The 26907-nt window shown below is 34.1% G+C and carries 26 protein-coding genes; all 26 read right to left on the bottom strand.

All coding sequences use genetic code 11. The features are described from left to right. Nucleotides 1-8: 8 nt before the first annotated feature. Complete coding sequence (locus Q5Y73_RS05285; RefSeq protein WP_305990773.1) at nucleotides 9-944, bottom strand: helix-turn-helix domain-containing protein; 936 nt, start codon at nucleotides 942-944, stop codon at nucleotides 9-11. 43 nt (nucleotides 945-987) lie between these two features. Continuing rightward, nucleotides 988-1755 (bottom strand): DUF3388 domain-containing protein, encoded by a 768-nt coding sequence (locus Q5Y73_RS05280; RefSeq protein ID WP_305990772.1) that lies wholly within the window; start codon nucleotides 1753-1755, stop codon nucleotides 988-990. Between the two features lie 147 nt (nucleotides 1756-1902). Continuing rightward, nucleotides 1903-2157: a DUF3243 domain-containing protein gene (locus tag Q5Y73_RS05275; RefSeq protein WP_305990771.1), complete on the bottom strand. Its 255-nt coding sequence runs from the start codon at nucleotides 2155-2157 to the stop codon at nucleotides 1903-1905. 108 nt (nucleotides 2158-2265) lie between these two features. Further along, nucleotides 2266-3012, bottom strand: coding sequence for an elongation factor P 5-aminopentanone reductase (gene ymfI, locus Q5Y73_RS05270; RefSeq protein ID WP_305990770.1), 747 nt, complete (start codon nucleotides 3010-3012; stop codon nucleotides 2266-2268). Further along, entirely contained in the window at nucleotides 3009-4298 is a 1290-nt protein-coding gene (yfmH, locus tag Q5Y73_RS05265; protein WP_305990769.1) for an EF-P 5-aminopentanol modification-associated protein YfmH, read from the bottom strand. Before yfmH ends, ymfI begins: the two co-directional genes overlap by 4 nt. 1 nt (nucleotide 4299) lies before the next feature. Then, complete coding sequence (gene yfmF / locus Q5Y73_RS05260; RefSeq protein WP_305990768.1) at nucleotides 4300-5589, bottom strand: EF-P 5-aminopentanol modification-associated protein YfmF; 1290 nt, start codon at nucleotides 5587-5589, stop codon at nucleotides 4300-4302. Nucleotides 5590-5765: 176 nt separating this feature from the next. Next, on the bottom strand, nucleotides 5766-6488 hold the full coding sequence (sleB, locus tag Q5Y73_RS05255) for a spore cortex-lytic enzyme (protein ID WP_305990880.1): 723 nt from the start codon (nucleotides 6486-6488) through the stop codon (nucleotides 5766-5768). Nucleotides 6489-6564: 76 nt separating this feature from the next. Next, nucleotides 6565-9018, bottom strand: a complete 2454-nt coding sequence (locus Q5Y73_RS05250; RefSeq protein WP_305990767.1) for an FtsK/SpoIIIE family DNA translocase — start codon at nucleotides 9016-9018, stop codon at nucleotides 6565-6567. A gap of 67 nt (nucleotides 9019-9085) precedes the next feature. Next, nucleotides 9086-9310 (bottom strand): YlzJ-like family protein, encoded by a 225-nt coding sequence (locus Q5Y73_RS05245; RefSeq protein WP_305990766.1) that lies wholly within the window; start codon nucleotides 9308-9310, stop codon nucleotides 9086-9088. Beyond that, nucleotides 9307-10044 carry a ClpP family protease gene (locus tag Q5Y73_RS05240; protein ID WP_305990765.1) on the bottom strand — a complete coding sequence of 246 codons (738 nt, stop codon included), beginning with the start codon at nucleotides 10042-10044 and terminating at the stop codon, nucleotides 9307-9309. The genes Q5Y73_RS05245 and Q5Y73_RS05240 overlap by 4 nt, the downstream gene beginning before the upstream one ends. A 138-nt stretch (nucleotides 10045-10182) precedes the next feature. Continuing rightward, complete coding sequence (locus Q5Y73_RS05235; RefSeq protein ID WP_305990764.1) at nucleotides 10183-11856, bottom strand: ribonuclease J; 1674 nt, start codon at nucleotides 11854-11856, stop codon at nucleotides 10183-10185. Between the two features lie 333 nt (nucleotides 11857-12189). Further along, on the bottom strand, nucleotides 12190-13068 hold the full coding sequence (dapA, locus tag Q5Y73_RS05230) for a 4-hydroxy-tetrahydrodipicolinate synthase (protein WP_371320146.1): 879 nt from the start codon (nucleotides 13066-13068) through the stop codon (nucleotides 12190-12192). A 91-nt stretch (nucleotides 13069-13159) separates the two neighbouring features. Beyond that, nucleotides 13160-14374, bottom strand: a complete 1215-nt coding sequence (gene dapG, locus Q5Y73_RS05225) for an aspartate kinase (protein WP_305990762.1) — start codon at nucleotides 14372-14374, stop codon at nucleotides 13160-13162. A 133-nt stretch (nucleotides 14375-14507) separates the two neighbouring features. Further along, nucleotides 14508-15545: an aspartate-semialdehyde dehydrogenase gene (locus Q5Y73_RS05220; RefSeq protein WP_305990761.1), complete on the bottom strand. Its 1038-nt coding sequence runs from the start codon at nucleotides 15543-15545 to the stop codon at nucleotides 14508-14510. A 69-nt stretch (nucleotides 15546-15614) separates the two neighbouring features. After that, nucleotides 15615-16208 carry a dipicolinate synthase subunit B gene (locus Q5Y73_RS05215; RefSeq protein ID WP_305990760.1) on the bottom strand — a complete coding sequence of 198 codons (594 nt, stop codon included), beginning with the start codon at nucleotides 16206-16208 and terminating at the stop codon, nucleotides 15615-15617. Further along, nucleotides 16192-17103, bottom strand: coding sequence for a dipicolinate synthase subunit DpsA (gene dpsA, locus Q5Y73_RS05210; protein WP_305990759.1), 912 nt, complete (start codon nucleotides 17101-17103; stop codon nucleotides 16192-16194). Before dpsA ends, Q5Y73_RS05215 begins: the two co-directional genes overlap by 17 nt. 268 nt (nucleotides 17104-17371) lie before the next feature. After that, the gene (locus Q5Y73_RS05205) at nucleotides 17372-17590 is read right to left on the bottom strand and encodes a hypothetical protein (protein WP_305990758.1); all 219 of its coding nucleotides are present in this window, start codon (nucleotides 17588-17590) and stop codon (nucleotides 17372-17374) included. Between the two features lie 311 nt (nucleotides 17591-17901). Continuing rightward, nucleotides 17902-18360 carry a dUTP diphosphatase gene (dut, locus tag Q5Y73_RS05200; RefSeq protein WP_305990757.1) on the bottom strand — a complete coding sequence of 153 codons (459 nt, stop codon included), beginning with the start codon at nucleotides 18358-18360 and terminating at the stop codon, nucleotides 17902-17904. Next, nucleotides 18350-19603, bottom strand: coding sequence for a M16 family metallopeptidase (locus tag Q5Y73_RS05195; RefSeq protein WP_305990756.1), 1254 nt, complete (start codon nucleotides 19601-19603; stop codon nucleotides 18350-18352). The genes dut and Q5Y73_RS05195 overlap by 11 nt, the downstream gene beginning before the upstream one ends. A gap of 103 nt (nucleotides 19604-19706) precedes the next feature. Further along, nucleotides 19707-20702: a polysaccharide deacetylase family protein gene (locus Q5Y73_RS05190; protein WP_305990755.1), complete on the bottom strand. Its 996-nt coding sequence runs from the start codon at nucleotides 20700-20702 to the stop codon at nucleotides 19707-19709. 116 nt (nucleotides 20703-20818) lie between these two features. Further along, entirely contained in the window at nucleotides 20819-22915 is a 2097-nt protein-coding gene (gene pnp / locus Q5Y73_RS05185; RefSeq protein WP_305990754.1) for a polyribonucleotide nucleotidyltransferase, read from the bottom strand. Between the two features lie 215 nt (nucleotides 22916-23130). Next, nucleotides 23131-23400: a 30S ribosomal protein S15 gene (gene rpsO, locus Q5Y73_RS05180; RefSeq protein ID WP_305990753.1), complete on the bottom strand. Its 270-nt coding sequence runs from the start codon at nucleotides 23398-23400 to the stop codon at nucleotides 23131-23133. Between the two features lie 256 nt (nucleotides 23401-23656). Next, nucleotides 23657-24613, bottom strand: coding sequence for a bifunctional riboflavin kinase/FAD synthetase (locus Q5Y73_RS05175; protein ID WP_305990752.1), 957 nt, complete (start codon nucleotides 24611-24613; stop codon nucleotides 23657-23659). A 36-nt stretch (nucleotides 24614-24649) separates the two neighbouring features. Further along, entirely contained in the window at nucleotides 24650-25567 is a 918-nt protein-coding gene (gene truB / locus Q5Y73_RS05170) for a tRNA pseudouridine(55) synthase TruB (RefSeq protein ID WP_305990751.1), read from the bottom strand. Continuing rightward, nucleotides 25564-26553, bottom strand: a complete 990-nt coding sequence (locus Q5Y73_RS05165) for a DHH family phosphoesterase (RefSeq protein ID WP_305990750.1) — start codon at nucleotides 26551-26553, stop codon at nucleotides 25564-25566. The genes truB and Q5Y73_RS05165 overlap by 4 nt, the downstream gene beginning before the upstream one ends. Beyond that, nucleotides 26553-26906, bottom strand: a complete 354-nt coding sequence (rbfA, locus tag Q5Y73_RS05160; protein ID WP_305990749.1) for a 30S ribosome-binding factor RbfA — start codon at nucleotides 26904-26906, stop codon at nucleotides 26553-26555. Before rbfA ends, Q5Y73_RS05165 begins: the two co-directional genes overlap by 1 nt. Nucleotide 26907 lies beyond the last annotated feature (1 nt).

Genomic DNA, 26907 nt, shown 5'->3' with positions numbered 1-26907 from the left:
TTTAATGATTATTCATTTATATTTTCTTCTTTAGCGCTTTCATCCGTGGATTCTGCAGCACTCTCAGGATTTTCTTCTAGGTTTTCGTCAAATTTTTTCAAATTAATTTGAAAGTTCCATGGATTTGCAATGTCCTGCTCAATCACAGTTCCATTTACGGTAATTTCAGCATTATTAGCGTTCCCTAGTCGAATCCATAATGAATCTTGAGATTCAATTGGGAATATTTCGTTTATTTGATTTGTTTCAAATAGCTGCTGATGGATTTCTTCTCCATCTATGTTATTCTTTTTAACCTGCATCCATATTCTGTTCAAGATTTTAATCTCAACTTGAAGCTTTTCGGAATTGGATACAGTGTAGGTATTTGTGTCACCTTCACTTGTGACTAAAGTAACTTCTGGTTCTGGGGGAGGCTCTGGAACTGGTTCAGGTTCAGGTTCAGGATCTTGGATATCAACGATGGGACTATCAGGATTATTCTGAGAACCTGCTAGTTCATCCTCTAGCTTGGAAGTAAGAGCTGGGTTTTCATCAAGTAAGTTCTGATCTTTATCTTCACTTATCAAGAAGTAATAAATGATTGCAAAAATTAATCCAATAAAACATATGACTAAAAAAACGGCAGCCCATTTGGTCAATTTTTCAGTACTTATAAAACTTCTTTTTTTCCTGCGAATATTCCTTACATTAGGTCCAGGATTAGCAGCTGTCGGTACGTCGTTCTGATACAATTGCATCACGTGATCACGATCAACTCCGACTGAATCAGCATAGCTTTTAATAAACGCTTTGACATAAAAATGTCCAGGGAGTGCATTGAAGTCACCTGTCTCAATTGCAATTAAATATCTTTTTTGTATCTTAGTTAATTCTTGAAGTTCATCTAAAGAGATATTCTTATCAAGTCTAGCTTTCTTAAGTAGTTCACCAAGTTCAGACATGTTTCACTCCCCTATTAAAATTTTGTTAAACTCGCACTTAAAGCTAAAAGTCACTCAAAGGATTCGTAAAATTCTCAACTACGATTTCTTCATCAGGATGATTTCTTAATTCAATAATGAAATTAAAGTCATCATAATCAAACTGTGATTCTCTTACAAAAATGTCAGGATGTTCAATCACCTTGGTTGATGGCATTCTCATTACTTCCTGCAATAGATGGTAATGCATCTCATTTGAACGGATTGTACTCACAATTCCATCAATAATAAATATATTATTTGGATTTAATTCGTCCTCCAACAATTGACTTCGAACAGTTTGCCTTAACAAAGTAGAAGATAAAAAGATCCATCTTTTTTTAGAACATACACTGCCTGCAATAATGGATTCCGTTTTACCGATTCTAGGCATCCCTCTTAATCCAATAATTTGATTGCCATCTCTCTTAAAAATCTCTCCTAAGAAATCCACAAGCAATCCTAATTCGTCCCGCGTAAAACGAAAAGTTTTAAGATCTTCCGAATCATCACGTTCAATGAATCGGCCATGTCTAACAGCAAGAATATCTACCAGTTTAGGTGGACGCAAAGCAGTTAATGTAATATTATCAATATTTTCCATCAGATTTCTTAACGTTACAATTTTATTCTCGTCATTGGTTTCTAATAACATGCCTCGGTTAGAATCTTCTACTCCATTAATAGTTAATATGTTAAAATTTAACATTCCCATTATTGAGGCAATATCACCTAATAATCCTGGTCGATTTCTATGTATTTTATATTCCATATACCATTTTTTATATTCCAAAAAAATACACCTGCCTGTCAATTATAAAACTATGAACAAATTATGAATGTTGTTAGATACTTTGGTGATTTATCTCCTTACATTTTTTATTTTATCAAAAAAAAGGGTGCTTTTCCATTAAAAAATCCCCCAAGTGGGGGATTTCATTTATGTTGTATTTTCTACCAATTTTACCATCAACTTTGACATCGTTTTTCTTTCTTCTTCATTACCAACATCCCATAATTCCTTTAACAATCTTTCTTCAGGATTTTTGGGGTCCACTTTGTCGTCGAGGAATTCACCAATTTGAAAAGCAAGTTTAGAAATCGTATCTTCTCCCATTCCTGCTTTTTTAGCTTGTTCTACCCTATCAGCAAGAAAATGTTTCCATTTGTCAAATGTTTCTAATACGGTTGACATATCCATCCCTCCTCCTTGTTGAATTTGTATCAACAGTTATAATATTTACAAAGGTAAGAAGAAATATGCGAAGGAGAGGTTGCTCAAAACATTTTGAGCAAGAATGCACTACGTCAACCAACCTCCGTTCGGACTAATGATTTGACCCGTAATATAACTTGATTCAGGCAAGGCTAAAAAATAGACCAAAGATGCGATTTCATCAGGTTGAGCAAATCTTCCAGCAGGAATTTCATTTTGCAGGATGGTTTTGTCCTCATCATTTAAATTATCAAGCATATCTGTTTCAACAGCACCTGGTGCAACTGCATTTACTGTAATGTTAGATGGGGCTAACTCTTTAGCCAATGATTTTGTAAATGCATTCATTCCACCTTTTGTTGTCGAGTACAGCACTTCGTAAGATGCACCACTAATACCCCAGATGGAGGAAATGTTAATGATTCTTCCAAATTTTTGATTGATCATATTAGGCAAAAAAGCTTTTGTACTTAAAAACATCCCTTTTAAATTTACATTAATAACATCGTCCCAGTCGCTTTCATTTACATCTGTTAATAAACCATAGTGGGAAACTCCTGCATTGTTTACTAATATATCAGGCTGCATACCATGATAGTCCAACTTTTCCTTCATTCTCTCTATTTGTTGATTTGATTTTAGGTCAGCAGCAATTGTTATTGTTTTTGAACCATTGGAAATACATGTGCGAGCAATTTCATTTGCTGATTCATGGGAATTTAAATAATGAATCACAATATTAATCCCTATTTCTGAAAACCGCTTTGCAATCGCAGCCCCAATACCTCTGCTTCCACCTGTGATAAGCACTGTCATCTCCGATAATGATTTCATTTACTCTCCTCACTCTGAACAATTGAAACAGACATTTTATCCCAATCAAAATGAGCTTGCAATCGATTGTTAATTTTTTCAAGTTTTATATTTTCATAAGTCTTTAAAATATCAAACATATCAATATTTTTAAATTGATACCTTGTAAATTCACTTGCGATGGATTCAGGTGAATTCAACATCCTTAAAAAACTGCCGATTTTCTTTTTTCTACTTCTCTCAAAATCCACCACGTTAATTCCTTGGTTCATAACATGCTCAATTTCTTCCCGAACTCTTTTTAGCAGCGTTTTTGGATCTCTTGTTTCTCCACCGATGATGGAAAATGCATAATCATATTGCCCATTATACTCATGTGAAAACTGATCTGTAATCAATTTTTCATCATATAATTTTTGGTATATTCCAGAACTAGAACCAAACAATATATCCATCAATATTTTCATTTCACATTCTCTCTGCAACAATCCAGTTGGTTCAGTTTCCAATTCTGATTCCTTAAAACCAAACAAACATTTTGGCAAAGAAACAGGCAGTATTGTTATTTTTTTAGCTTCTTTTACTGATGCTGGTTCGTTATCAAAATAACGTTCAATATCACCTTGTTTTTCATATTTCTTACTATTTTGATTTTGTGTAATTACTTGCATAATGTGCTCAGGCTCAACACCACCAACTATAAACAAATTCATGTTGCTTGGATGATAAAAAGTATAATAACACTCAAGCAGCTGCTCTTTTGTTATTCTTGAAATAGATTCGATTGTGCCTGCTATATCAATATGTACTGGATGAGTGTGATACATCGCATCAATTAAACCAAAATAACAACGCCAGTCGGGATTATCCCGATACATATTAATTTCTTGTCCAATGATTCCTTTCTCCTTTTCCACGCTTTCAGCAGTAAAATAGGGGTTTTGAACAAAATTCAGCAGAGTTTCAATATTATTATCAATCTGTTCAGTAGCTGAAAACAAATACACTGTACGGTCAAAGCTTGTAAATGCATTCGCTGAAGCACCCTGTGATGAAAATTGTGAAAAAACATCTCCACTCGGCTCTTCAAACATTTTATGTTCCAAAAAATGTGCAATTCCATCTGGCACTTTTACTTTTTCTTTTCCTTCAACTTGAAAATGATTATCCACAGATCCATAATTGGTAGAAAAAGTTGCAAATGTTTTTTTAAACCCGGGTTTTGGTAAAATAAAAACTTTTAAACCGTTATCAAGTTGATTAAAAAAGATCGTTTCATTCAGCTTTTCATAAGGTAGAGTTTTCATTTTAAGATTCCCCTTTCTTATCCCTTAAAAAATAAATCGTTTCAAGATCAACTTTTTCAGCAAAAGCTGAAATCGCTTGCACATTCACTTCATTTATTTCTTGTATTAATTCTTCACTTGTTCTTTCTTTTCCTGACAATATATTATTAAAGTCGAATCCAATCATTTCAAAAGCAGAATCCTGAATTTCTTGAAGCTGATTAGAAATCATAGCTTTTGTATGTGTTAATTCTATGTCATTGATGACGCCATTTCTTAGATCATCAATTTGTTTTTTTATAATTTCAACAGCTTTATCGTAATTATTAATCTCAATACCTGAATGAATGGTAATTATTCCTTTATGCCCTTCAAATCTAGATGAGGAATAATATGCCAAACTTTCCTTTTCTCTAACATTTACAAACAATTTAGAGTGTGGAAAAGAACCTAAAATTCCATTGTACATTAGCGCTGTTGGATACTCAGTATCGGAATAAGTAACGTTTGCTCTAAGCCCCATATTCAGTTTACCTTGAGTTACATCTAGTTCTTCAACCACTGATTTGATTTGCTTCTGTGATGAGTTAATATACCTTTCTTTTGCTTCATACTCTGTTTGCTGTTTGTTATGGATTGGAAAATATTGTTCAATCAATGATTGCACCTCATTTAATGAGGTATCTCCAACTACATAGATATCAATAACAGCATCGCGCAGCCATCGTTTATACTCTTCATATAAAGTTGAAGAGGTAATCTTCTGAAGATCAGAAATTTGACCTAAAGCATATAAACGATACGGTTCATTTTTACACATTTCTTGTATACACCTTTCAGCAGCATACCTAATTTTATCGTTAATAAGTCCTTCAATTCGTTTTTGAACCGTATTCTTCTCTGCACTCACATATGTTTTACTGAATGCATCGTTTTCAATATATGGATTTGTGATGGTGCTACCTAAAAATTGCATCGATTGTTTTAATAGTGATTCTTTTTCATTTACAAAATGATCATTAATGACATCCATCTGAAATTTAATAATTTGATGATCTCCTCTTTTAACGACATCAAATCCAAAACCTGCACCATACATGTCATCTAATTTTTCTCGGAACTGTTTAGTATCAGGGTATTTCATAGACCCTCTTCTTAAAACAAAAGGAATTAAACCAAAAGGCGTAACAGTAGATTCAGATAATGGACTACCTAAATAAACTGAAATGGCATACGTTTTAAAGCGTTTGGTAGGCAAAACGTGAAGTCTGATTTGATTCACCTTTGTTCTCTCAAATAATGGCTTGCTCAAGCTTAACTCCCCCTTTAATTTATGATTGTTGTCAATTTATTCAGTGACTTTAAATTGTATACCATAATATGGTGTTCTGTAAAACTTCTCTTGATTTATTAAACTTTAAAAAATAGCTTGCTCAACTAAACGTGATAAAAATTCATTGAACAAGCTAATTTGTATTAAAATCAATTTTATTTAGCAAATATATGCTGACCTATTTTTTTCACCTGAGGTCTGGACCAAATCCAAGCTGAGGTAGCTGTATCTGGATTGAAGTAATATATACAACCTCCTGTAGGATCCCATCCATTAATTGCATCCATTACTGCTTTTTTAGATTCTTCATTTGGTGTAAGCCATATTTGCCCGTCAGCAACTGCAGTAAATGCCAGCGGTTGAAAAATCACACCTGAAATTGTATTTGGGAATTTCTCAGATTCTATACGATTCAAAATAACGGCAGCAACAGCGACTTGACCGATATATGGTTCTCCTCTTGCTTCTCCATGAACTGCATTGGCCATTAGGTTTAAATCATTTGTTGAGTAACCCGAATGATTCGTATATGTAACATTGTTTTGTATATCTTCTTCAGGCTTCCAAGCTTTTGTTGCTTCCCAAAGCTTAAGCTTTGTTTTGGGTCCAACTACGCCATCAGAAGCCAATCCAAATTCCCATTGAAACCATGTTACTGACTTCTTAGTGTTGCTTCCAAAAACACCATCAATCTTTCCATTATAAAAGCCTAAATGCTTAAGTCTTCCTTGCAATTCTCTTACATCACTTCCAGTAGACCCATATTTCACTGTAGCTTCACTAAAAGTTTGTTCTGTTTCAAAATTGGAATTGAATTGAAAGGTCGTGATTAGACCTATAATTAAACAAAAGGTGATGAGTATCAAACGTTTATTCAGCATATTTCAAACCTCTCTCACTTCCATTGTGGAATACTTTTTCTTATTATGAGAAAAGTTGAAAGTAACTATTCGTTTATGAACTCATCTGATTTTGATTTAATTGTTCAGCTGTAATCATCACTTCTCTTGGTTTGCTTCCTTCATATGGTCCCACATAACCTTTTGCTTCCATAGAGTCAATCAATCTAGCAGCTCTGGTATACCCTATTCTCATTTTTCTTTGCAATAAGGATACGGAAGCTTGCTTTGCTTCAATAATGATTTGAACAGCTTGATCAAACAATTCATCTTTAGGCTCAGTTTCTTCCTCTTCCTGATCATTCACTTCAGGCACTATATCTTCATTATATTCAGCCTTTCTCTGATTTTTAACATAATTCACTACGGTTTCAACCTCTTGATCTGAGAGAAATGCACCTTGAATTCGAATAGGTTTAGACAAACCAACTGGTAGAAACAACATATCTCCTCGTCCTAATAATTTCTCTGCCCCTACTGAATCCAATATTGTTCTAGAATCCACTTGAGAGGATACTCCAAAAGCAATACGCGAAGGTATGTTCGCCTTAATAACTCCTGTTATTACGTTTACTGACGGTCTCTGTGTTGCTATAATCAAATGGATGCCAGCTGCTCTTGCCATTTGTGCCAATCTACATATTGCATCTTCAACATCATTCGCAGCAACCATCATTAAATCTGCTAATTCATCAACGATGACAACAATATACGGCAATGGCTCTCCACTTTGTGTTTGTTTCAAATATTCATTATACCCTTCTATATTCCGAGTCCCTGTAGTTGAAAACAACTCATATCTATTTTCCATCTCACTCACAATTTTTCTAAGTGCTAAAGAAGCTCTTCTTGGATCTGTAACAACTGGCGCCAACAGATGAGGGATTCCATTATATACGTTTAATTCTACTTTTTTAGGGTCAATCATAAGAAATTTTACTTCATTAGGCTTTGCTTTAAATAATATGCTTGTGATGATTCCATTCACACAAACAGACTTTCCTGACCCTGTTGCTCCAGCAACCAATAAATGGGGCATTTTAGCAAGGTCAGCTATAATAGGCTGCCCGGAAATATCTTTTCCTAATGAAATCGATAATCTTGCATTTGATTCTAAAAAAATGGAACTCTCCATGACTTCTTTTAAAGTAACTACTGAAACCTCTGAATTAGGTACCTCAATTCCAATTGCAGATTTCCCTGGAATTGGAGCTTCCATACGAATGTCTTTAGCAGCTAAAGCTAGTGCAATATCATCTGTAAGACTAACAATTCTACTTACTTTTACACCAATATCTGGCTGCACTTCATATCTAGTAACTGTAGGTCCTGGAACTACATCTATTACACGCGCACTTACACCAAAGCTCTCCAATGTTGCTTCGAGCTTTTTTTCATTTGTTCTATACTGATTTCTTTTTCTGCTTTTTCCACCACCATTAATCTTGCTTGACAATATCTTAATGGGAGGTAAATGATATGTATCAGAATATTCCGTTTTTATGGATATCTCTTGAACTTCACTAGTATTGGCTGGACTTGAAGTTACCTGAAAACTTTCATTCATAGCATCCTGATCAGAATGATGTTCTAATTCTTCTTTCTGTGTTTCATGAGTCGGTACTTTTTCTTTCACTTCAAAAGTTTTTGACTTAGAGCCAATATTAATTTGAACACCACTATCATTTTCAAAAGGCGGTTGGTCTAATGTAGCTATGTCAGAATCATTTTTGTCTTCTATAGTTGCTTCATGAAAAGACTCTTCTACAAAATTTTCTTCTAAATCATCACTATCATCAAATTCATCCTCTTCATATTTAGATGATCGACGATTCGATTTCGCATTTTTATAATCTTTAAACAAGGTAAAAAAATTTTTAAATTTAAGCTTAAAAGGCAGTTTCACTTTAGCGGTTTTTGTTTTTATATTTTTTGCAACGTCTACAAATGACATTCCAGTTAAGCACATTATTCCTATAATAAAGAACGTAATCATGATTAGCTGTGAACCGAGATCATCAAATAAAAAATGAAGCATTGCGTATAAAACAGCACCAATCATGCCACCCCCTAAAGTACTGATAAATGCCTCGTCACTTTTTGAATCCAATAAATGATCGAGCATATTTTGATAAGGAATTGTCAATATGTCTAAACTTGTGTAATTACCTTGTGGTTCCATCTTTGAAAGTAAATCCATATGAAAAAATATGAGCAAACCAAATATGATAAGCGTAATTCCAGTTTTCTTGTAAGACCAAGACAAAGGCCATTCTCGCTTAATCATCACATATAATCCAATATATATTAATATTAGTGGGAGAATATAATAAAGTGTCCCAAATAAAAAATAAAAAATGTAACTAAATGCATGTCCAACAGCACCGATCCCAGAAATCAACTCTTTTCCTGCAAGGGATATTATGGAGAGTATGATGATAAGAATTCCATAGATTTCAAACTTCATGCTGACTTTAACTGATTTTTTCTTCTTTCTTTTTCTTGCCAAAAAGAACACCTCCAGAAATATAATTATACCACATTATTCCTAAAGGTGTTCAAGACTTGTTCAACTATTATGTTTCAATGTGAGGATGAAAATAGATGGTTTGACCTGGAGAATAAGCTGGATTTAAATAATCCTGAGGATTGGGACTAATTAAACGAACAATCCTAGCTTGATAAGAATTCATAGGTTGAACTTGCATAATAACTCCATCTAATTCTATTTCTTGACTAGGTTCATTATTTTCAATTCCCTCAATGATATCATCTAGAGGAACTATGGAATACATAATCATTGAACCATGCCTCCATTTTTTGTTTGTCTATATTCATCAATTTTTTTGTTTAATTCCATTGTTGCTTCAGATAATCCTCCAACCGTATCAATTAGTCCATATTTTACTGCATCGGAACCAATAACGTTCGTTCCTATATCTCTAGTTAATTCACCCGTTTTGAACATTAATTCTTTAAATTTTTCTTCTGTAATATTTGAGTGTTCTGTAACAAACTTAACGACTCTTTCTTGCATTTTATCTAAGTATTCAAATGTTTGAGGAACACCAATGACTAAGCCGTTTAAACGAATCGGATGAATAGTCATTGTTGCCGTTTCAGCGATAATGGAATAATCAGATGAAACTGCGATTGGCACACCAATACTATGCCCACCACCTAACACAATAGTTACAGTCGGCTTTGACATCGTAGAGATCATTTCTGCAATCGCTAAGCCAGCTTCTACATCTCCTCCAACTGTATTTAATATGATTAAAATACCTTCAACCTTTGCGTTTTGTTCTGCCGCAACTAATTGTGGAATAATGTGCTCATATTTTGTAGTCTTATTTTGAGGTGGAAGTACCATATGTCCCTCAACTTGACCGATAATCGTCATACAAAATATATTTGATTCAGCTTGAAGTGTTGAATTTTGCCCTAGTTGTTGGATATTCTCTACAGTTGGATTTTTATTGTTTTGATCATTTGTTTGAGGCTCAACTTCACTTGCTTTTTGATTATTGTTCATGATATCATTCCTTCCATCGTTAAATGAATCCTTCATAGTATGAGTTAGGCAGAGAAATTTATACGAAATTCTACACCAGTATGTGAGAAAAAAAAGACTTCTTTAGGTTTTATCCTAAAAAAGTCCTATTTCTTTTATTTATACTTCCATAATGATTGGTAAAATCATCGGTCTTCTTTTGGTTTGTTCATATAAAAATCGTCCAAGTGCTTCTTTAACATGTGTTTTAAGTGATGCCCATTCATTTACATTTTCACTCATTAATTTATTTAAAGTTGCTGAAACAATTTTATTCGCCTCATCAAGCAATCCTTCAGATTCTCGAACATATACGAACCCTCTTGAAATGATATCTGGTCCAGATAAGATCTTACCCTCTTGTTTACTTAAAGTGACTACAATCACAAGAATTCCATCTTGAGAAAGGAGCTTTCGATCTCTAAGTACAATATTCCCTACATCACCTACACCTAATCCGTCAATTAATACATTTCCAGCAGGTACTTTAGAAGCTTTTCTTGCTGCTCCATTTTGAATTTCAACTATATCTCCATTGTCAACAATAAAAATATTTTCTGCTTCAATACCGACGGATTCAGCTAATTTACCGTGCTGTCTAAGCATACGGTATTCACCATGTATAGGAATAAAATATTTAGGTCTCATCAAATTAAGCATGAGTTTAAGTTCCTCTTGGCTACCATGTCCTGAAACATGAACTCCAGAAGTGCTTCCTGGTCCATATATCACATTTGCACCAAGTCTAAATAGTTCATCTACTGTTCTTCCAACAAGTTTTTCATTTCCTGGGATTGGTGTAGCAGCAATAATGACTGTATCTCCAGGTAATATATCTATTTTACGATGAGTTGATCTTGCCATACGTGTCAGAGCTGACATAGGTTCGCCTTGACTACCGGTTGATAAAATAACAACTCGATCAGCAGCTAATTTGTTCACTTCATCTGGTTCGATCAGCATTCCTTCAGGAACGATTAGATAACCTAATTCTGAAGCAATACCTACAACGTTAACCATACTTCGACCTATTACTGTCAAATATCGGTTGGTTTTTGCCGCAGCATCAATGACTTGTTGAATTCGATGAATGTTAGAAGCAAAAGTTGCTACAACGATTCTTTGACTTGCTTCTCTGAAGGCTCTTTCCAACTCAGCACCAACATTTTTTTCAGATCCTGTATATCCAGGTCGTTCAGCATTTGTACTGTCAGATAATAAAGCCAATACACCTTTGTTACCTATTTCAGCCATTCTATGCAAATCAGCATATTGATCATTTACTGGGGTATGATCAAATTTAAAGTCACCAGTATGGACAATTACTCCTTCAGGGGTGTCTAAGCAGACACCAACAGAGTCTGGAATACTATGATTTGTTTTAAAGAAAGTTGCAGTCATACTACCTAAAGTAATTTCAGAATCAGCATTGATTAGAATTCTTTTTGTGGCACCCAATAAATTCGCTTCGCGCAATTTATTTTCAACTAATCCTAAAGTCAATTTCGTTCCATAAATTGGAACATTCAGTTCTTTCAAAACATATGGCAGTCCACCGATATGATCTTCATGTCCATGTGTAAGAATAATACCTCTAACTAAATCAATATTTTCCTTTAAATAAGTCGTATCAGGAATAACAATATCAATGCCGAGCATATCTTCCTCAGGAAATTTCAAACCAGAATCAACTACTACAATATCATTACCATATTGAACAACATACATATTTTTACCAATTTCACCCGCGCCGCCAAGAGCAAAGATGGTGATTTTATTATTTTTTTTAGACAAAAAATGTCCCTCCTATTATTTTCAAATTGACGACGATTTAAATAAAACAAAAACCAAAAATAACCGTACCCAGTCACTTACTATAATTATACAACATTGAAAGCATGTTATTCAAGTCAACTCGTTATGTATAGTGTTTCCCAAAAAATTTAAATAACCCGGAAAAGTACAGTCTAGCTTTATTGAATGCTCTCAAAATCAATAAAAATAAAAAAATACAATCTAATCATTGCAGGTTATATTTAACTCGCAAGACAAATTTAAACCACAAAAAAATCTCCAATAAACACATCTCATTTACATTGGAGACGATTTTGCAGTAAATTCAATTTATTATTTTTTTTCAATTAAATCTTTTATGATTTGTTTAGCATCATCTGATGCTTCAGTAATAGGTAAACGCATACCTCCTACATCCATATCCAATAATCCTAAGGCGTATTTTGTCAATGATGGACTAGGGCATAAAAACAAACCTGTAAATATGGCATGACATTTATGATGTAGTTGAGTTGCTTTTTTAATTTCCCCATTCACATATGCAGACAACATAGCTTTAATTTCTTTCCCAATGATATGCCCTGCTACACTAACTACTCCATATGCACCAATAGATAGCATAGGTAGAGTTAAACCATCATCTCCGCTATATACTTTAAAATCATCATCTGTCTTTGCAATCACTTGAGATATCAAATCAAGATCATTATGGGCTTCCTTAGTAGCAACAATATTTGAAATCTCCGATAATTGAATGATCGTTTCAGCTTCAATTGTTACTCCTGATCTTTTAGGGATGTTGTAGATCATTATGGGTAAATTTGTAGACTCTGCAATCGTTTTAAAATGTTCATATAATCCCTGTTGATTAGGTCGACTATAATATGGCGCTACTAATAGCACACCGTCAACACCTGTTTTTTCAGCCTCTTTGGTCATTTTCATGGCATGAAATGTATTATTGCTACCTGTCCCTGCAATGATTTTACAACGTCCATTTGCAAATTGAACTGTTTTACGGAATAACTCCATCATTTCGTCATCTGATAGTGTCGGTGATTCTCCGGTTGTACCACAAACTACTAAGCAGTCATTCCTCTGCTCTTCAATTAAAAAATCAACGAGTTTTTCTGTTTGTTCCCAATCTATGTGCTGATTATGATCAAAAGGAGTGACCATTGCGGTCATCATTCTTCCAAAATCCACTTTCATTCCTCCTTTATAAAAACATTTGTGTAATTAACATAAGATTATTATAAGTACTTTGCCACATAAAAGCTACTTTTTAGTGGAAATCATAATACTATTTATGCAGGTTGAACTTTTTATGAAGAGATTTTAGTGCTTTCTTCACATATTCTGCATGTACTAGTACCCAAATCGTAGTATTTGAATCTGCTGATTGTAAAATTTGAATATCCGTTTCTGTAAGTGCCTCAACAATTTTAGCCATGATTCCAGGAACACCATTAATTCCTCCACCAATAACCGATACCTTAGCACATTTGGATTGATAGAACGGATCATAGCCTAAATCACGCAATATTGATATCGCTTTTTCAATTTCATGATCAAACACAGTATACATGACTCCTGAGGGAGTTACATTAATTAAATCCACACTTATTTGATGATGTGCCATCGCTTTAAAAACCTTTAATTGTAAATCGTATTGCCCTTGGCTTGCTGTAATATGAATTTGTGAAACATGAGGTACATGGGTTATTCCAGTAACTAATCGATCATGTACAACGCTTTCTTCATGAAGTGTTTCCGTATTTGTAACCAATGTCCCTTCATCCTCTGAGAAAGTAGACCTCACTCTAAGTGGTATATTTGAATGCATTGCTATTTCCACAGCTCTTGGATGAACAACTTTAGCTCCATATTGAGCCATATTGCATATTTCAATATAAGATACTTTTTTCAATGGTTTCGCATCTTCCACTATCCTTGGATCAGCTGTTAGAATCCCATCAACATCTGTGAAAATGTCAACCATCTCAGCATTTAATGCTGATGCAACTGCTGTTGCAGATGTGTCACTTCCTCCACGGCCTAGTGTTGTCAGATCACCCGCTTCGTTGCAGCCTTGAAAACCTGTTATGATGATTACCTTGTTCTGATCCAGCAGCTGTAAGATCCGTTTGGGCTGGATTGATTTAATTAATGCTTTATTATGATGATTATTCGTTAATATCCCAGCTTGAGCACCTGTTAATACCTCCGAAGAAATAGAATGATCATTTAATAAGCTACAAATGATGGAGGCAGAGATAATTTCACCACAGCCTAATAACAAATCTGTTTCTTTCGGTGGAAGTTGATTCCCGTTTTTTTTGATTAAATCTAACAAGGTGTCTGTTGCATAGGGCTCACCTTTCCTGCCCATAGCCGAAACAATAACAACAAGCTTATATTTTTGCTCAACTGCTCTTTTAATATGTTTTATCACGTGTGATCTTGCAAATTCATTAGACAAAGATGTACCGCCAAACTTCTGAACTAGTATACTCACTCTTTTTCATTCCTCCTCGAATACGATCTAAGGAGCCTTAGCAAAGAGTACTATAAACCTTTTTACCTATTCCCTAGTATAAAAGGTTCCCATAAATGATGAGATATCAAAATTGACCAATATAGTTTCATTTTTATGATTGTTTTGCAATATATTCTGCGATTTGAACCGCATTCCAAGCTGCACCCTTTAATAAGTTGTCGGATACAATCCACATATTCAAACCTCTAGGATTCGCTAAATCCTTACGAATACGTCCAACAAAAACATCAAGTTCTCCTGCGCAATCCGTTGCAAGTGGATATTTCTGTTCTTCAGGTTGATCAACTACAACGATGCCCGGAGCTTCAGATAATATCGTTCTCACTTCTGCAATATCAAAATCTGAATTCAACTCAACATATACGGACTCAGAATGACCATAAATGACTGGTATTCTAACACAAGTTACAGTAATTTCTAGTGATTCGTCTCCCATAATTTTTTTCGTTTCATTCATCATCTTCATTTCTTCAAAGGTAAACCCGTTATCTACAAATTTATCGATTTGAGGAATAGCATTAAATGCGATTTGATGTTTAACAGGTAAGCCTCCAACAGGTAAAATATCAGGCTGCACCTCGTTACCTTCAATTATATCCTTAGATTGTTTCAATGTTTCGTCAATGGCGCTTCTGCCAGATCCGGACACAGCTTGATAAGTAGAAGTAATAATTCTAGAAAATCCATAACGATCGTATAATGGTTTCAATGCCGCTACCATTTGGATTGTTGAACAGTTTGGATTCGCTATCACGCCTTTATGTTCATTTAGCTGATCAATATTTACCTCTGGTACAATAAGCGGGGTGTCTGGATCCATTCGAAATGCACTAGTATTATCAATACATATTGCCCCACTTTCAACTGCGTGAGGAATAAGTTCTTTACTAACGCTTCCACCAGCACTAAACAAAGCAATATCAACATTTTCAAAACTATTTGGAGTGGCCTCTTCTATTGTTATTTCTTTATGTTTAAATTCTATCTTATTTCCAGCAGATCTAGCAGATGAAAGCAATTTCAGTTCATTAATAGGGAAGTTTCTCTCTTCTAGTAATTTAATGATCTGTTCACCTACTGCACCGGTTGATCCAACTACAGCTACATTGAATAATTTTTGATTTGTCATTATTATTTACTCCTCTCATTTGGTTCTGAATATGTTGTTGCCCCTAGTCTTCAAAAACATGTTTTTTTCTTATAAGGGATTATATGATATGATCATAGGTTGAATTTGCTTACCTTCTATAGCAGCCGCACAAGTTTCAACGACTAGATCCATATTTGCGACTAAAGAATTGGGTTTTTGTTCTGGATTATCCTGTCCATACGGTACAAAATAAATATTTTTAGCATTATATAATTTTGCAATATTACTGGCATTCAAACCAAGTCCATCATTTGTAGAAATGGCCAATACAACAGGTCTTAAATTCCGGAGCTGTGCTTTCGCTGCCATGATGACTGGAGAATCTGTCATGGCATTAGCTAATTTACTTGTTGTATTACCAGTACAAGGAGCAATAACCAAAACATCCAGTTTTTTTGAAGGCCCCAGTGGCTCTGCTTCAACAATTGTAGAAATAATATCATTTCCTGTGATTTCTTTCAACTTTTTTAACCAATCTTTTGCATTGCCAAACCGAGTATCCGTACTTTTTAATGTTGCGGAAACAATAGGTATCACTGATGCACCTTCATCAACAAACCTTTGAATCTCTGGCAACACTTCCTCTACTGTACAATGTGATCCAGACAAAGCAAATCCTACTGTTTTATTTTTCCAATTCATGTTCACTCCCCCATTCACTAGAATCTTCCGATATCAACTGAATTAGACTTTTTGCTATGATCTGTCCAGCTGTTTTCGGGGCTACAATTCCAGGCAAACCTGGGGCGATCATTGCTTTAACTCCTCTTTTTTCTGCAAAACGAAAATCCGTTCCACCAGGTTTTGAGGCAAGGTCAATAATTACTGCCCTATGTGGTATATGAGCAATGACTTCTGCTGTGACTATCATAGTTGGAATGGTATTGAATAACAAGTCAATATCAGTCACTTCTTTGCATAAATCTCTTAATAAAAACGGGTTTAATTGCATTTCATATGCTCTAGCAAAATGTTCATGTCTACGTACTCCTACAGACACTTGAGCACCTATTCCTTTTAAAGTTCTTGCTAGTGTTACCCCTGTTCTTCCAAGCCCTAGAACAATACATCTTGAACCATGAATTGTAATATCCGTATTTTCAATCGCCATCATAATCGCACCTTCAGCTGTAGGAATAGAATTGTATATGGCTACGTCGTCACGTTCAAAGAGCTCAATGAGTTCAACTCTATTTTCTTGACATAAGCTTCTAAAATATGGTTTTGAAAATCCTGTATATAATTTAGCATGTTTAGGAAGGCTTTTTAAATGACTTTCAGTAAGCTGCAGCTCCTTGGATGAGAAAATAGAATCTATTTTTCCTGTATTATTTGCCACTACTGCATGAAGGATAAGGACATCAACGGTTTTAAGCACCTCTTCATTTAATTCTGCATGCTTAACTCCACTGTATTTGGGTTCTAAATTATCAAATCCAATTAATGTTATGGAAGCATCCAATTCAGAAAATTTCTCAATGACCTCTAATTGTCTGGCATCTCCACCTAAAAATGCAACATGGATTCCTGTTAACATCAACATTAAACTCCTTTCTATGCCGCCTTCAATAACTCATAATATGCTGAAGCCTACGATTAAGTTACAAACTAAAAAACACGCAAAATTGATCTGATTGGGAAAATAAAAAAGTTATACCGATATAACATAAATAAAATTCTGTCGGAGTCTTAAAAGTATATAAACAAGCATATGTAGCATTAAAAAAAAGACGATTAGTTTCGCCTTTTAGTGAAATAAATATTTTCATCTAACTTTATAAGACTTCTGTAAACAATAGACAAAACTATTTATCATCATTTATTTTAGAACCTGTAAACGTAATTGGACCCTGTAAAAAAACTTGAGTTTCTCCTGTTGTAGTATTCGCAATCACTTTATAAGTTACATTTTTTTCTATCTCCTCAATTTTGTCAACGTATTGCTGTGAAAAAATAAACTGATCCCCATCTCCTCCCTCAACTACTTCAGTTGATGCAGAGTAAATGATATCCTCATTTTTCATTATAAAATGAAATATTGTAACATCATTTGTTGGATTATCGTTATCGATATGAAAAATACTATTTAACCAGATTTGATCTTCTGGTTTTTAAGCAGTTAAAAGTAATTTGCGCGATAAGGGTAGGCATGGTACTGTCATTTGAAAGAGGTCTTTGATCTAAAAAAGTATTTGAAGGAGTATCACTTTTAAATTCCTTGAAAATTTCCTTATTAAAAGCCATCTTCATTCACCCCTCTAAGCTATCTGACTATAATCAGCATATAAGAAAAAGGAAAACTCGCCAATTGGCGAGTTCAGTTTCAACATTTTATTTAATTTTCAGCTTTAACTCCCGTATGCCCAAATCCTCCTACGCCACGTTCTGTATCCGTAAGCTCTTCGACTTCTATTAGTTGAATTTCTGGTATCTCTTGAAATACAAGCTGAGCAATTCGATCTTTTGGTTGTATGATAAACTCTTCTTTGCTGTGATTAATAAGCAATACTTTAATTTCTCCTCTATAATCTGCATCAATCGTTCCAGGAGAATTTAATGCAGTAATCCCATGTTTATAAGCTAATCCACTTCTTGGGCGGACCTGCGCTTCTAGATTGTTAGGCATGCTAATTGCGATACCTGATGGGACTAATACTCTTTCTCCTGGCTGGATCGTTAATGGAGAGTTAATTGCTGCAATTAGATCATAACCACTAGCTAAAGATGTCATTTTTTTAGGTAAATCAAATGTGATCTCTGCTGCTACTTTTTTAATTTGTACGTTATATGACAAGGTGATCCCTCCTAAAATGTTTATAATCATCTTCATTCTGACCTACCATAGCCATAGCAAATGGTGTACTAAACATTTTACTTAGCAGCGTTTTAATCTCTGAAGTAGTTACGGAATCAATTTTCTCAATGATTTCATCTAACGATAAATGTCTTCCGACCATTAATTCACTTTTTCCAAGTCTATTCATTCTACTGCTAGTACTTTCTAAACTTAATATCAAACTGCCCTTTAATTGCTCTTTGCTTTTTCTTAGCTGTTCTTCCGACATGCCTTGATTTAGAATAGCTTCTAACGTTTCAGTCGTAACATCCAACACAGATTGAGTTTGTTTTGGAGCGGTTCCCATATAAATGGTAAACAGCCCACTGTCTTCATGAGCACTATGATATGAATACACAGAATAGGCAAGTCCTCTATTCTCTCTAATTTCCTGAAATAATCTTGAACTCATGCCACCACCAATGTAACTGTTCAATAACGTCATCGCATATAAATTTTGATCTTTTAACGAACAGCCAGGCAATGATAAACATATATGATTTTGTTCCGTATCTTTATAATGATATAATTGCTCAGCTTCAAAAGTTGGAGGATTAGACGTTAAAGTTTCTCCATTTAAAGAAAATCCACCAAAATATTTTTCAATCTTTTCAATAATTGAATCATCAATATTACCAGCTATACTGATTACCGTATTATTGATATGATAGTGTTTGTTCATATATTTGCGCAAATCTTCACTATGTAATTGATCTAAAATAGCTTCAGAACCTAAAATTGGATATGCAAGCGAGTGGTTTTTATATGCTGCAGTAGTCACCAAATCATGAACTAATTCGTCAGGAGTATCATCATACATTGAAATTTCTTCGTAAATTACATTTTTTTCCTTCCTTAATTCGGTTGGATCAAATACTGAATTAAAGAACATACTTGAAAGCACGTCTAATGCAATATCTAAATGTTGATCTAATACTTTAGTATAATAGCAAGTATATTCCTTTGAAGTGAACGCATTCACATTCCCACCGATACTATCAAATGAATCTGCAATATCAGCAGCGGAAAATCGATCTGTTCCCTTGAACAGCATGTGCTCAATGAAATGTGAGACCCCATTGTTTTGCATGTTCTCATTTCTTGATCCTGTTTTGACCCAAATACCAAAAGAAATAGATCTGCATGCTGGTAGCTTTTCTGTTACGACACGCAAACCGTTTTTTAAGTATTGTTTTTTCACTAAATAGCCTCCTGCTTCCCACCTGAAATACATTTATATTATTACAGTGACTTCAAATCTACCCTAAATGATTTTGTTCACTTTTGTGGGTTATTTTATTCTATCAAAAATTAAAATGGCTCTCAACTTCATTGATTCGTTTAGAAGAAATTAAATCACTGACTGTACCTAATACATATCCATTTTGTTTAATTAGTTTTATGAGCTCAGGCAGAGCTTCACTTGATGATTTTGTTGGATGCATAAGAATAAGTGCACCTGGTTCTAATTTAGAAGATATTTTTTTTATAATATAATCAGGGGTTGGTTTTTTCCAATCTACTGTATCAATCGTCCACATAATCGTTTTTAAATTTAGCTCGTGTGCCAATTGTACTGTTTCTTGATCAAAATCTCCTGATGGTGGAGCAAACAATTGATTGTCAACATTGAAAAGTTTTGTTAGCAATTCCTGTGTTTTTACCATTTCATCTATCGCTTCTTTTCTGCCTAATTCACTCATATCTTTATGAGAGTAAGCATGATTGGACAATTCATGACCCAACTCTTTTATATTTTTTGCAACCTCTACATTATTATTGATCCATTTACCATCCAAGAAAAAAGTCGAATGTACATTCTCACTTTCAAAAGTTTTTAATATGGATGGTAAGTATTCTGTACCCCAAGAAACATTAACCATGATTGAAACCATTTTTTTATTTGGATTTCCTTTATAAATCGGTTGAGGTTCTAAATCCTCAAGTTGAATATTAGGTTCAACTTCGTAGAATACAAAAGGAATTTCATCACTTCTTAATGTTTTTGCTAAATGCAGTGTTTTTTCAATGTCAACCTCTTTTCCATTGTAACCTGGAATCGCCTTCCAAACACGATCAATCCTTGCATCAATCGGTTCGATTTTTTTTTTTACTGCAGCTTGTTTTATTTTTTCCAATAAAGAAGATTCATCAAGTATTGTTTGGGTTTGGCTCACAGACAACGAATTTTGATTTACCTTCAAATCATTTATGTATCCACTAATAATAGCGGAGTGATCTGTAAACCAAAATATCATAAAAAATAGTGTGATGTATATCAAACCTTTTTTTGTATTCATGCAATATTCCCCTTTTTGTACATACTTTGTCCTATCATATGACTTTTTATAAAAAATAAGTACATACAAAAAAGAGACAGAACAATTCTGACTCTTCATTTTTACATTCTATACAGTTAAGATTTATTATCTGAGGTTAACGTCGCCTTGCGTGAAAGGTTGATACGGCCCTGCTGATCAATTTCAGTTACTTTTACAGTAATGCTTTCACCCATTTTCACAACATCTTCAACCTTAGCAACTCGTTCAGTTGACAATTGAGAAATGTGAACCAAACCCTCTTTACCTGGGAGTACTTCAACAAACGCACCGAATTTTTCGATTCGTTTGACTTTACCTAAATACGTTTCTCCAACTTCAACCTCTTTAACAATATTTTCGATGGTTTGTTTCGCTTTATCATTCATTTCTTCATTTACAGAGGAAATAAAAATACGTCCATCCTGTTCAATATCAATTTTCACACCGGTATCCTCAATAATTTTATTGATGATTTTACCTCCAGCTCCAATAACATCACGGATTTTATCTGGATTAATATTAAGAGTAAGGATCTTAGGCGCATATTGTGATAGCTTCTGATTTGGTTCTTTTATCGTTTCAAGCATTTTATCTAAAATAAACATTCTACCTTCTGTAGCTTGTGTTAATGCCTGTGTTAATATCTCACGATTTATGCCCTCAATTTTAATATCCATTTGGATAGCTGTCATACCATTCTTAGTACCGGCTACTTTAAAGTCCATATCTCCAAGATGGTCTTCCATCCCTTGAATATCTGTTAAAATTGAAATATGATCTTGATCTTTAATCAGACCCATCGCAATCCCAGCTACAGGGGCTTTGATAGGAACTCCAGCATCCATCATAGCTAAAGTACTTGCACAAATACTTGCTTGTGATGAAGATCCATTAGACTCAAGAACCTCGGAAACTAGTCGTATTGTATAAGGAAAATCAGTTTCAGGTGGAATCACTTTTTCTAAAGCTTTTTCTCCTAATGCACCATGACCAATTTCACGTCTGCCTGGTGGTCTTAAAGGTCTTGCTTCTCCAACACTAAATGGTGGAAAGTTATAATGATGCATAAATCTTTTAGATTCTTCAAGATCAATTCCATCTAATATTTGAACATCACCTAGAGCCCCTAACGTACATACACTCAGAGCTTGTGTTTGTCCTCTTGTAAATAAACCAGAACCGTGAGTACGTGGTAAGATGTTTGTATCTGTATCAATCTTACGAATCTCATTCAAAGCTCTTCCATCAGGTCTTAATTTATCATGTGTAATTAATCTTCTAACTTCTTCTTTTACGATCGTACTAAGAACTTCTTTAACATCTTTAATTAAATCAAGATCGTCTTCATAAACGGCAGTAAAATGCTCGATTGTCTCATCTTTAACTAGATCAATTGCTTCTTGACGAGCATGTTTCTCATGAACTTGCACCGCTTCAATTAATCGACTAGATGCAAAATCACGAGTAGCTTGATTTACTTCTTCATTTACACTATGTAGTTCTACTTCCATTTTAGGTTTGCCGGCAATTTCAACATATTTTTCTTGAACAGCGACTATCTTCTTAATTTCTTCGTGACCAAACATGATTGCCTCTAAAACAATGTCTTCAGGAACTTCATCTGCTTCTCCCTCAACCATCATAATGGCATCGTTTGTTCCAGCGACAACTAAGTATAGATCACTTTCCTCAATCTGAGCTCTGTCTGGATTAATGATAAATTCTCCATTAATTCTGCCAATCACAACCCCACCGATTGGTCCGTTAAAAGGGATATCTGAAATGCTCAATGCTGCTGATGTACCGATCATGGCTGTGATTTCAGGTGAATAATTCTGATCCACACTCATGACTAGATTCATAATTTGTACTTCATTTCTAAATCCATCTGCAAAAAGGGGTCTGATTGCTCGGTCTGTTAACCTGCTGGCTAAAATTGCTTTTTCACTAGGACGACCCTCTCTTTTAATAAAACCTCCTGGGATTTTACCTACCGCATATAATCTTTCTTCATAATTTACTGTTAATGGAAAAAAATCTAAGTTACTCGCTTGACTAGAGGCAGTTACTGTACATAATACAACTGTATCTCCATAAGTAACTTTTACTGCAGCATTTGCCTGTTTAGCTAAAATACCTGTCTCTAACGTGAGTTTTCTTCCGTTTATTTCCATATCTATTGTTTTTTTCATATAGTCCCTCCTTAGCGTGTAAAATAGCATATCAGAATTCAATTCTTCATATATGTTATTATTTCCTTCTTTTTTAATTAAATATCTATTTAAAAAAAATTCTTTAATAAAATTTTAATAAGTCGGAAAAGGATATCCTTAAAAAAAACAACCCTGTTATTCAAATTTAGCCTAAAGTAGCCAAAGAATGAACAACCTGGTTGCTTTTCACTTTATTATCTACGTAATCCTAGTTTTTCGATAAGCGTACTATAACGTCTAACGTCATTATTCTTTAAATACGCTAACAAACTACGACGTTGTCCAACCATCTTTAACAATCCACGACGGGAATGATGATCTTTTTTATGAGTACGTAAGTGGTCTGTCAAATTGTTAATGTTCTCTGTTAGGATAGCAATTTGTACTTCTGGTGATCCTGTATCCGTATCATGAACTTTAAACTCTTGAATGATTTCTGTTTTACGTTCTGGTGTAAGTGCCATCCATTTCACCTCCTTTTTCAATAAAATCGCCAATAGCCCAGAATTCGCCGGTGAAACGTCATTCCATGCTATGGTTCGTGTAGTGAAAAGAGAAAAATTTGTCTTATTTTCTCAACACCGTTGTAAGTATATCACAACTATTTTATGAAAGCAAAAAAAATTAAACAAGCTATTTCCCTATATATGTTTCATGTTACATCAAAGTTTCGCATCACTTACTTTGGTATATTTTGGTAAAAGTCATTGGAAATCACTTCTATGACTTCTGTTCACTTTTTTGGGTTATGGACTGTGCTGATTTGACATCTTCTTTGATCTGAGCAACCAAATCATCAACAGATTGAAACTTCTTTTCGTCTCTAATGAATGTTAAAAATTCTACTTTAATCTCTTCATCATAAATATCCCCATTATAGTTTAATATATGAACTTCTAAAGTAGGCGTAATATTTTCCTCATAGAAAGTAGGTTTGACCCCAATATTTATAACGCCAGTATAGAGTTTATCATTTAGCGTGATTTTTACAACGTAAACACCTTTTTTCGGAAGAACAAATGGTTCAGACACCTCAATATTCGCAGTTGGAAAACCAATTGTCCTGCCTCTACCATCCCCATGAACAACAGTTCCTGTAATAAAATAGTCTCTTCCTGTAAATTGTTTAATTAAATCAACATTTCCAAGATGCAGCTGTTCTCTGATTAAAGTACTGCTTACCTTTTCACCATTTAAATTATAAGGTTCAACAATGTTTACATTTATTGTTTGATCACATAATTGTTTAAGAGTTTCAACTGTTCCACTTCCACGATGACCAAAAGTAAAGTCAAAACCAACAACAATCGTGTGTAATTGTAATGGATATAAAAACTTGTTCACAAAATCGTTCGTACTTACTTTTGAAAACGCTTTGTCAAAATGAACAATGTAGACATAATCTAAATCTAAACCTTCTAAAAGTTCCATCTTTTTTTGAAGTGGTACAAGATATCTGGAATACTTAGATTGTCCCAACACTTCTCTCGGATGTGGGTTAAATGTCATGATAGACAACGGCAAATTATGCTGCATAGCGATATTTTTAGCTTTATGAATGACGTGTTGATGTCCTAAATGTATTCCATCAAAATCACCAATCGCTAAAACCTGTTTAGAATCAGGTAAGTTTCTGATTGGAAATTGTAAAGGATAAGATAAATGGATAATTTTCATTATATGTTCACCTACATTAATTAACGATCCTTAAGATTAATTATTTAAAAATAGTTTATTCGGAATAACCAATTGATTTGAATGGTCAAGTTTATAAATACCGATAAATTCAAGATTTTCAGAATATAATCGAATGAGTTCAGGTTTCGACTCAGGTACAGAATTCAAGTCTGAAAATCTTAATTTTTTTCCAAATCGTGCGTTTTGTAATTGTTGGTTATGTAAAACAAAAGATGGAAAATGCTGAATAGATTGATCAATAGTGATTAACTTGTGATTCAATTCATCCTCTTCCACCAATTTTTCTATTTCTTCTATAGTCAGACAATCCTCCAATTGAATGTTGCCTGTTGCAGTTCTAACTAAAGACAACATCGTTGCAGGGATGTTTAATTCCTTTCCAATATCGACACATAATGTTCTTATATAAGTGCCTTTAGAACACAGTACTTTAAATTTCACTTCTGGAAATTTTTGATCTAAATCAAATTGAAGGAGATCGATTTTATGTATAGTAACACTTCTAGCTTTTCTTTCGACCTCTTCTCCCTTTCTTGCCAGTTCATATAACTTTTTCCCATTTATTTTCACAGCAGAATACATCGGAGGAATCTGTTCAATTTCCCCAACAAATGATGATATGGTTTGTTGAAGTTGTTCTTTGGTTACTTTAACCTGCTCCATTTGCTCAATAACAGTACCTGTCATGTCTTCTGTATCTGTAGAAATCCCTAATTTTAAAATAACTTCATATTCTTTAGGCAAGAGCTGAATATATTCTACCACTCTAGTTGCTTTTCCAATACATAACGGCAAAACACCTGTTACTTCAGGGTCAAGTGTACCAGTATGACCTATTCTTTTTATTTTTAAAATTCTTCTAGTCTTTGCAACTACATCATGAGATGTCCAGCCTTTAGGTTTTAATACGGGTAAAATGCCTTCATTAATCATACAAATTGTTTCTCCAACTCATTTATAACTTTTGTTATGGCAGTTTCTAGATTCTCATTTATCAATGCACCAGAAGCCAAAGTATGTCCGCCTCCGTTAAACAACTGAGCCATCCTTGCCACATTTATTTTCCCAGCAGAACGAAAACTTACCTTCACTTGATTGGAATTCAATTCTTTAAATAACAGACCAACCTCAACATCATAAATGTTTCTAGGTATATTTATAAGTCCTTCGAGATCATCGCTTGAAGCATTAGCTTCTTTCATAGCTTCTAATGTGATAACCATCCAAGCTATTTGTTTATTCTGTGCAAAACTTAAAGTGGAAAGTGAAATTTTTAATAACTCAAGATGTGATTGTGTGAATTTTTCCAATAATTCTTCCGCAAAATGATTTGCATTCACACCTTGCTCCAACAACTTGGAGGCAAGTTTCATTACTTTGGGGGATGTATTGGAATACCTAAATCCACCTGTATCTGTAAGGAGACCGACATATATGCATTCTGCAAGAACCTTGTCCCATGGTACATTCATAAATTCAATGACTTCATTTAGCACTTGTGTAGTTGAAGCAGCAGACTCCTGAATAAAATTAATCACACCAAAACCATCATTTGTCGGATGATGATCAATATTTAAAATTTGAACATCATCCGACAATGCTTGATGTATTTTTCCAATCCTTGAAAAATCAGCACAATCAACAGAAATCACATATTTATATGAATGTTTCAATTGGTTCAATGGATCTGATTTTATATCACCTGCACCATGCAGTAAAAGAAACTTGCTAGGCACTTCATTTTCATTAACCATGACATATTTTTTATTGAAATGTTTTAAAATCAAACCAACTGCACAAGTTGAGCTAATAGCATCTCCATCTGGTTGAACATGTGAAACAACCAAGAAATCGTCATGATCAAGTATAAATTTTTGTATTTCTGTTAAAACAATACCGTTTTGGATGGACTGTTTCATCATAAATTAGCATCTCGATTCACATCTCTTAACATTTCTTCAATACGATTACCGTATTCTATAGAGGAATCGATTTTAAAAATTAATTCTGGTATATGTCTAAGCCTAATTCTCTTGCCTAACTCAGATCGAATATAACCATTCGCCTTAGTTAGCCCTTGTAATGAATCGTTTTTTTCCTTTTCATTTCCTAGTATACTTAAATACACTTTCGCTTGGGATAAGTCATTAGTTACTTCCACACCTGTAACTGTAACAAAACCAACTCTCGGATCTTTAATTTCTGTTTGGAGAATAAAACTAAGTTCTTTTTTAATTTGTTCTCCAATTCGACCTACTCTTATTTTGGCCATA

It is taken from the genome of Chengkuizengella axinellae, from assembly GCF_030730905.1.
GTDB lineage: Bacteria > Bacillota > Bacilli > Paenibacillales > KCTC-33759 > Chengkuizengella > Chengkuizengella axinellae.
Note: the sequence above shows the minus strand (reverse complement) of the source record. Positions and strands in the feature narration are given on the sequence as shown.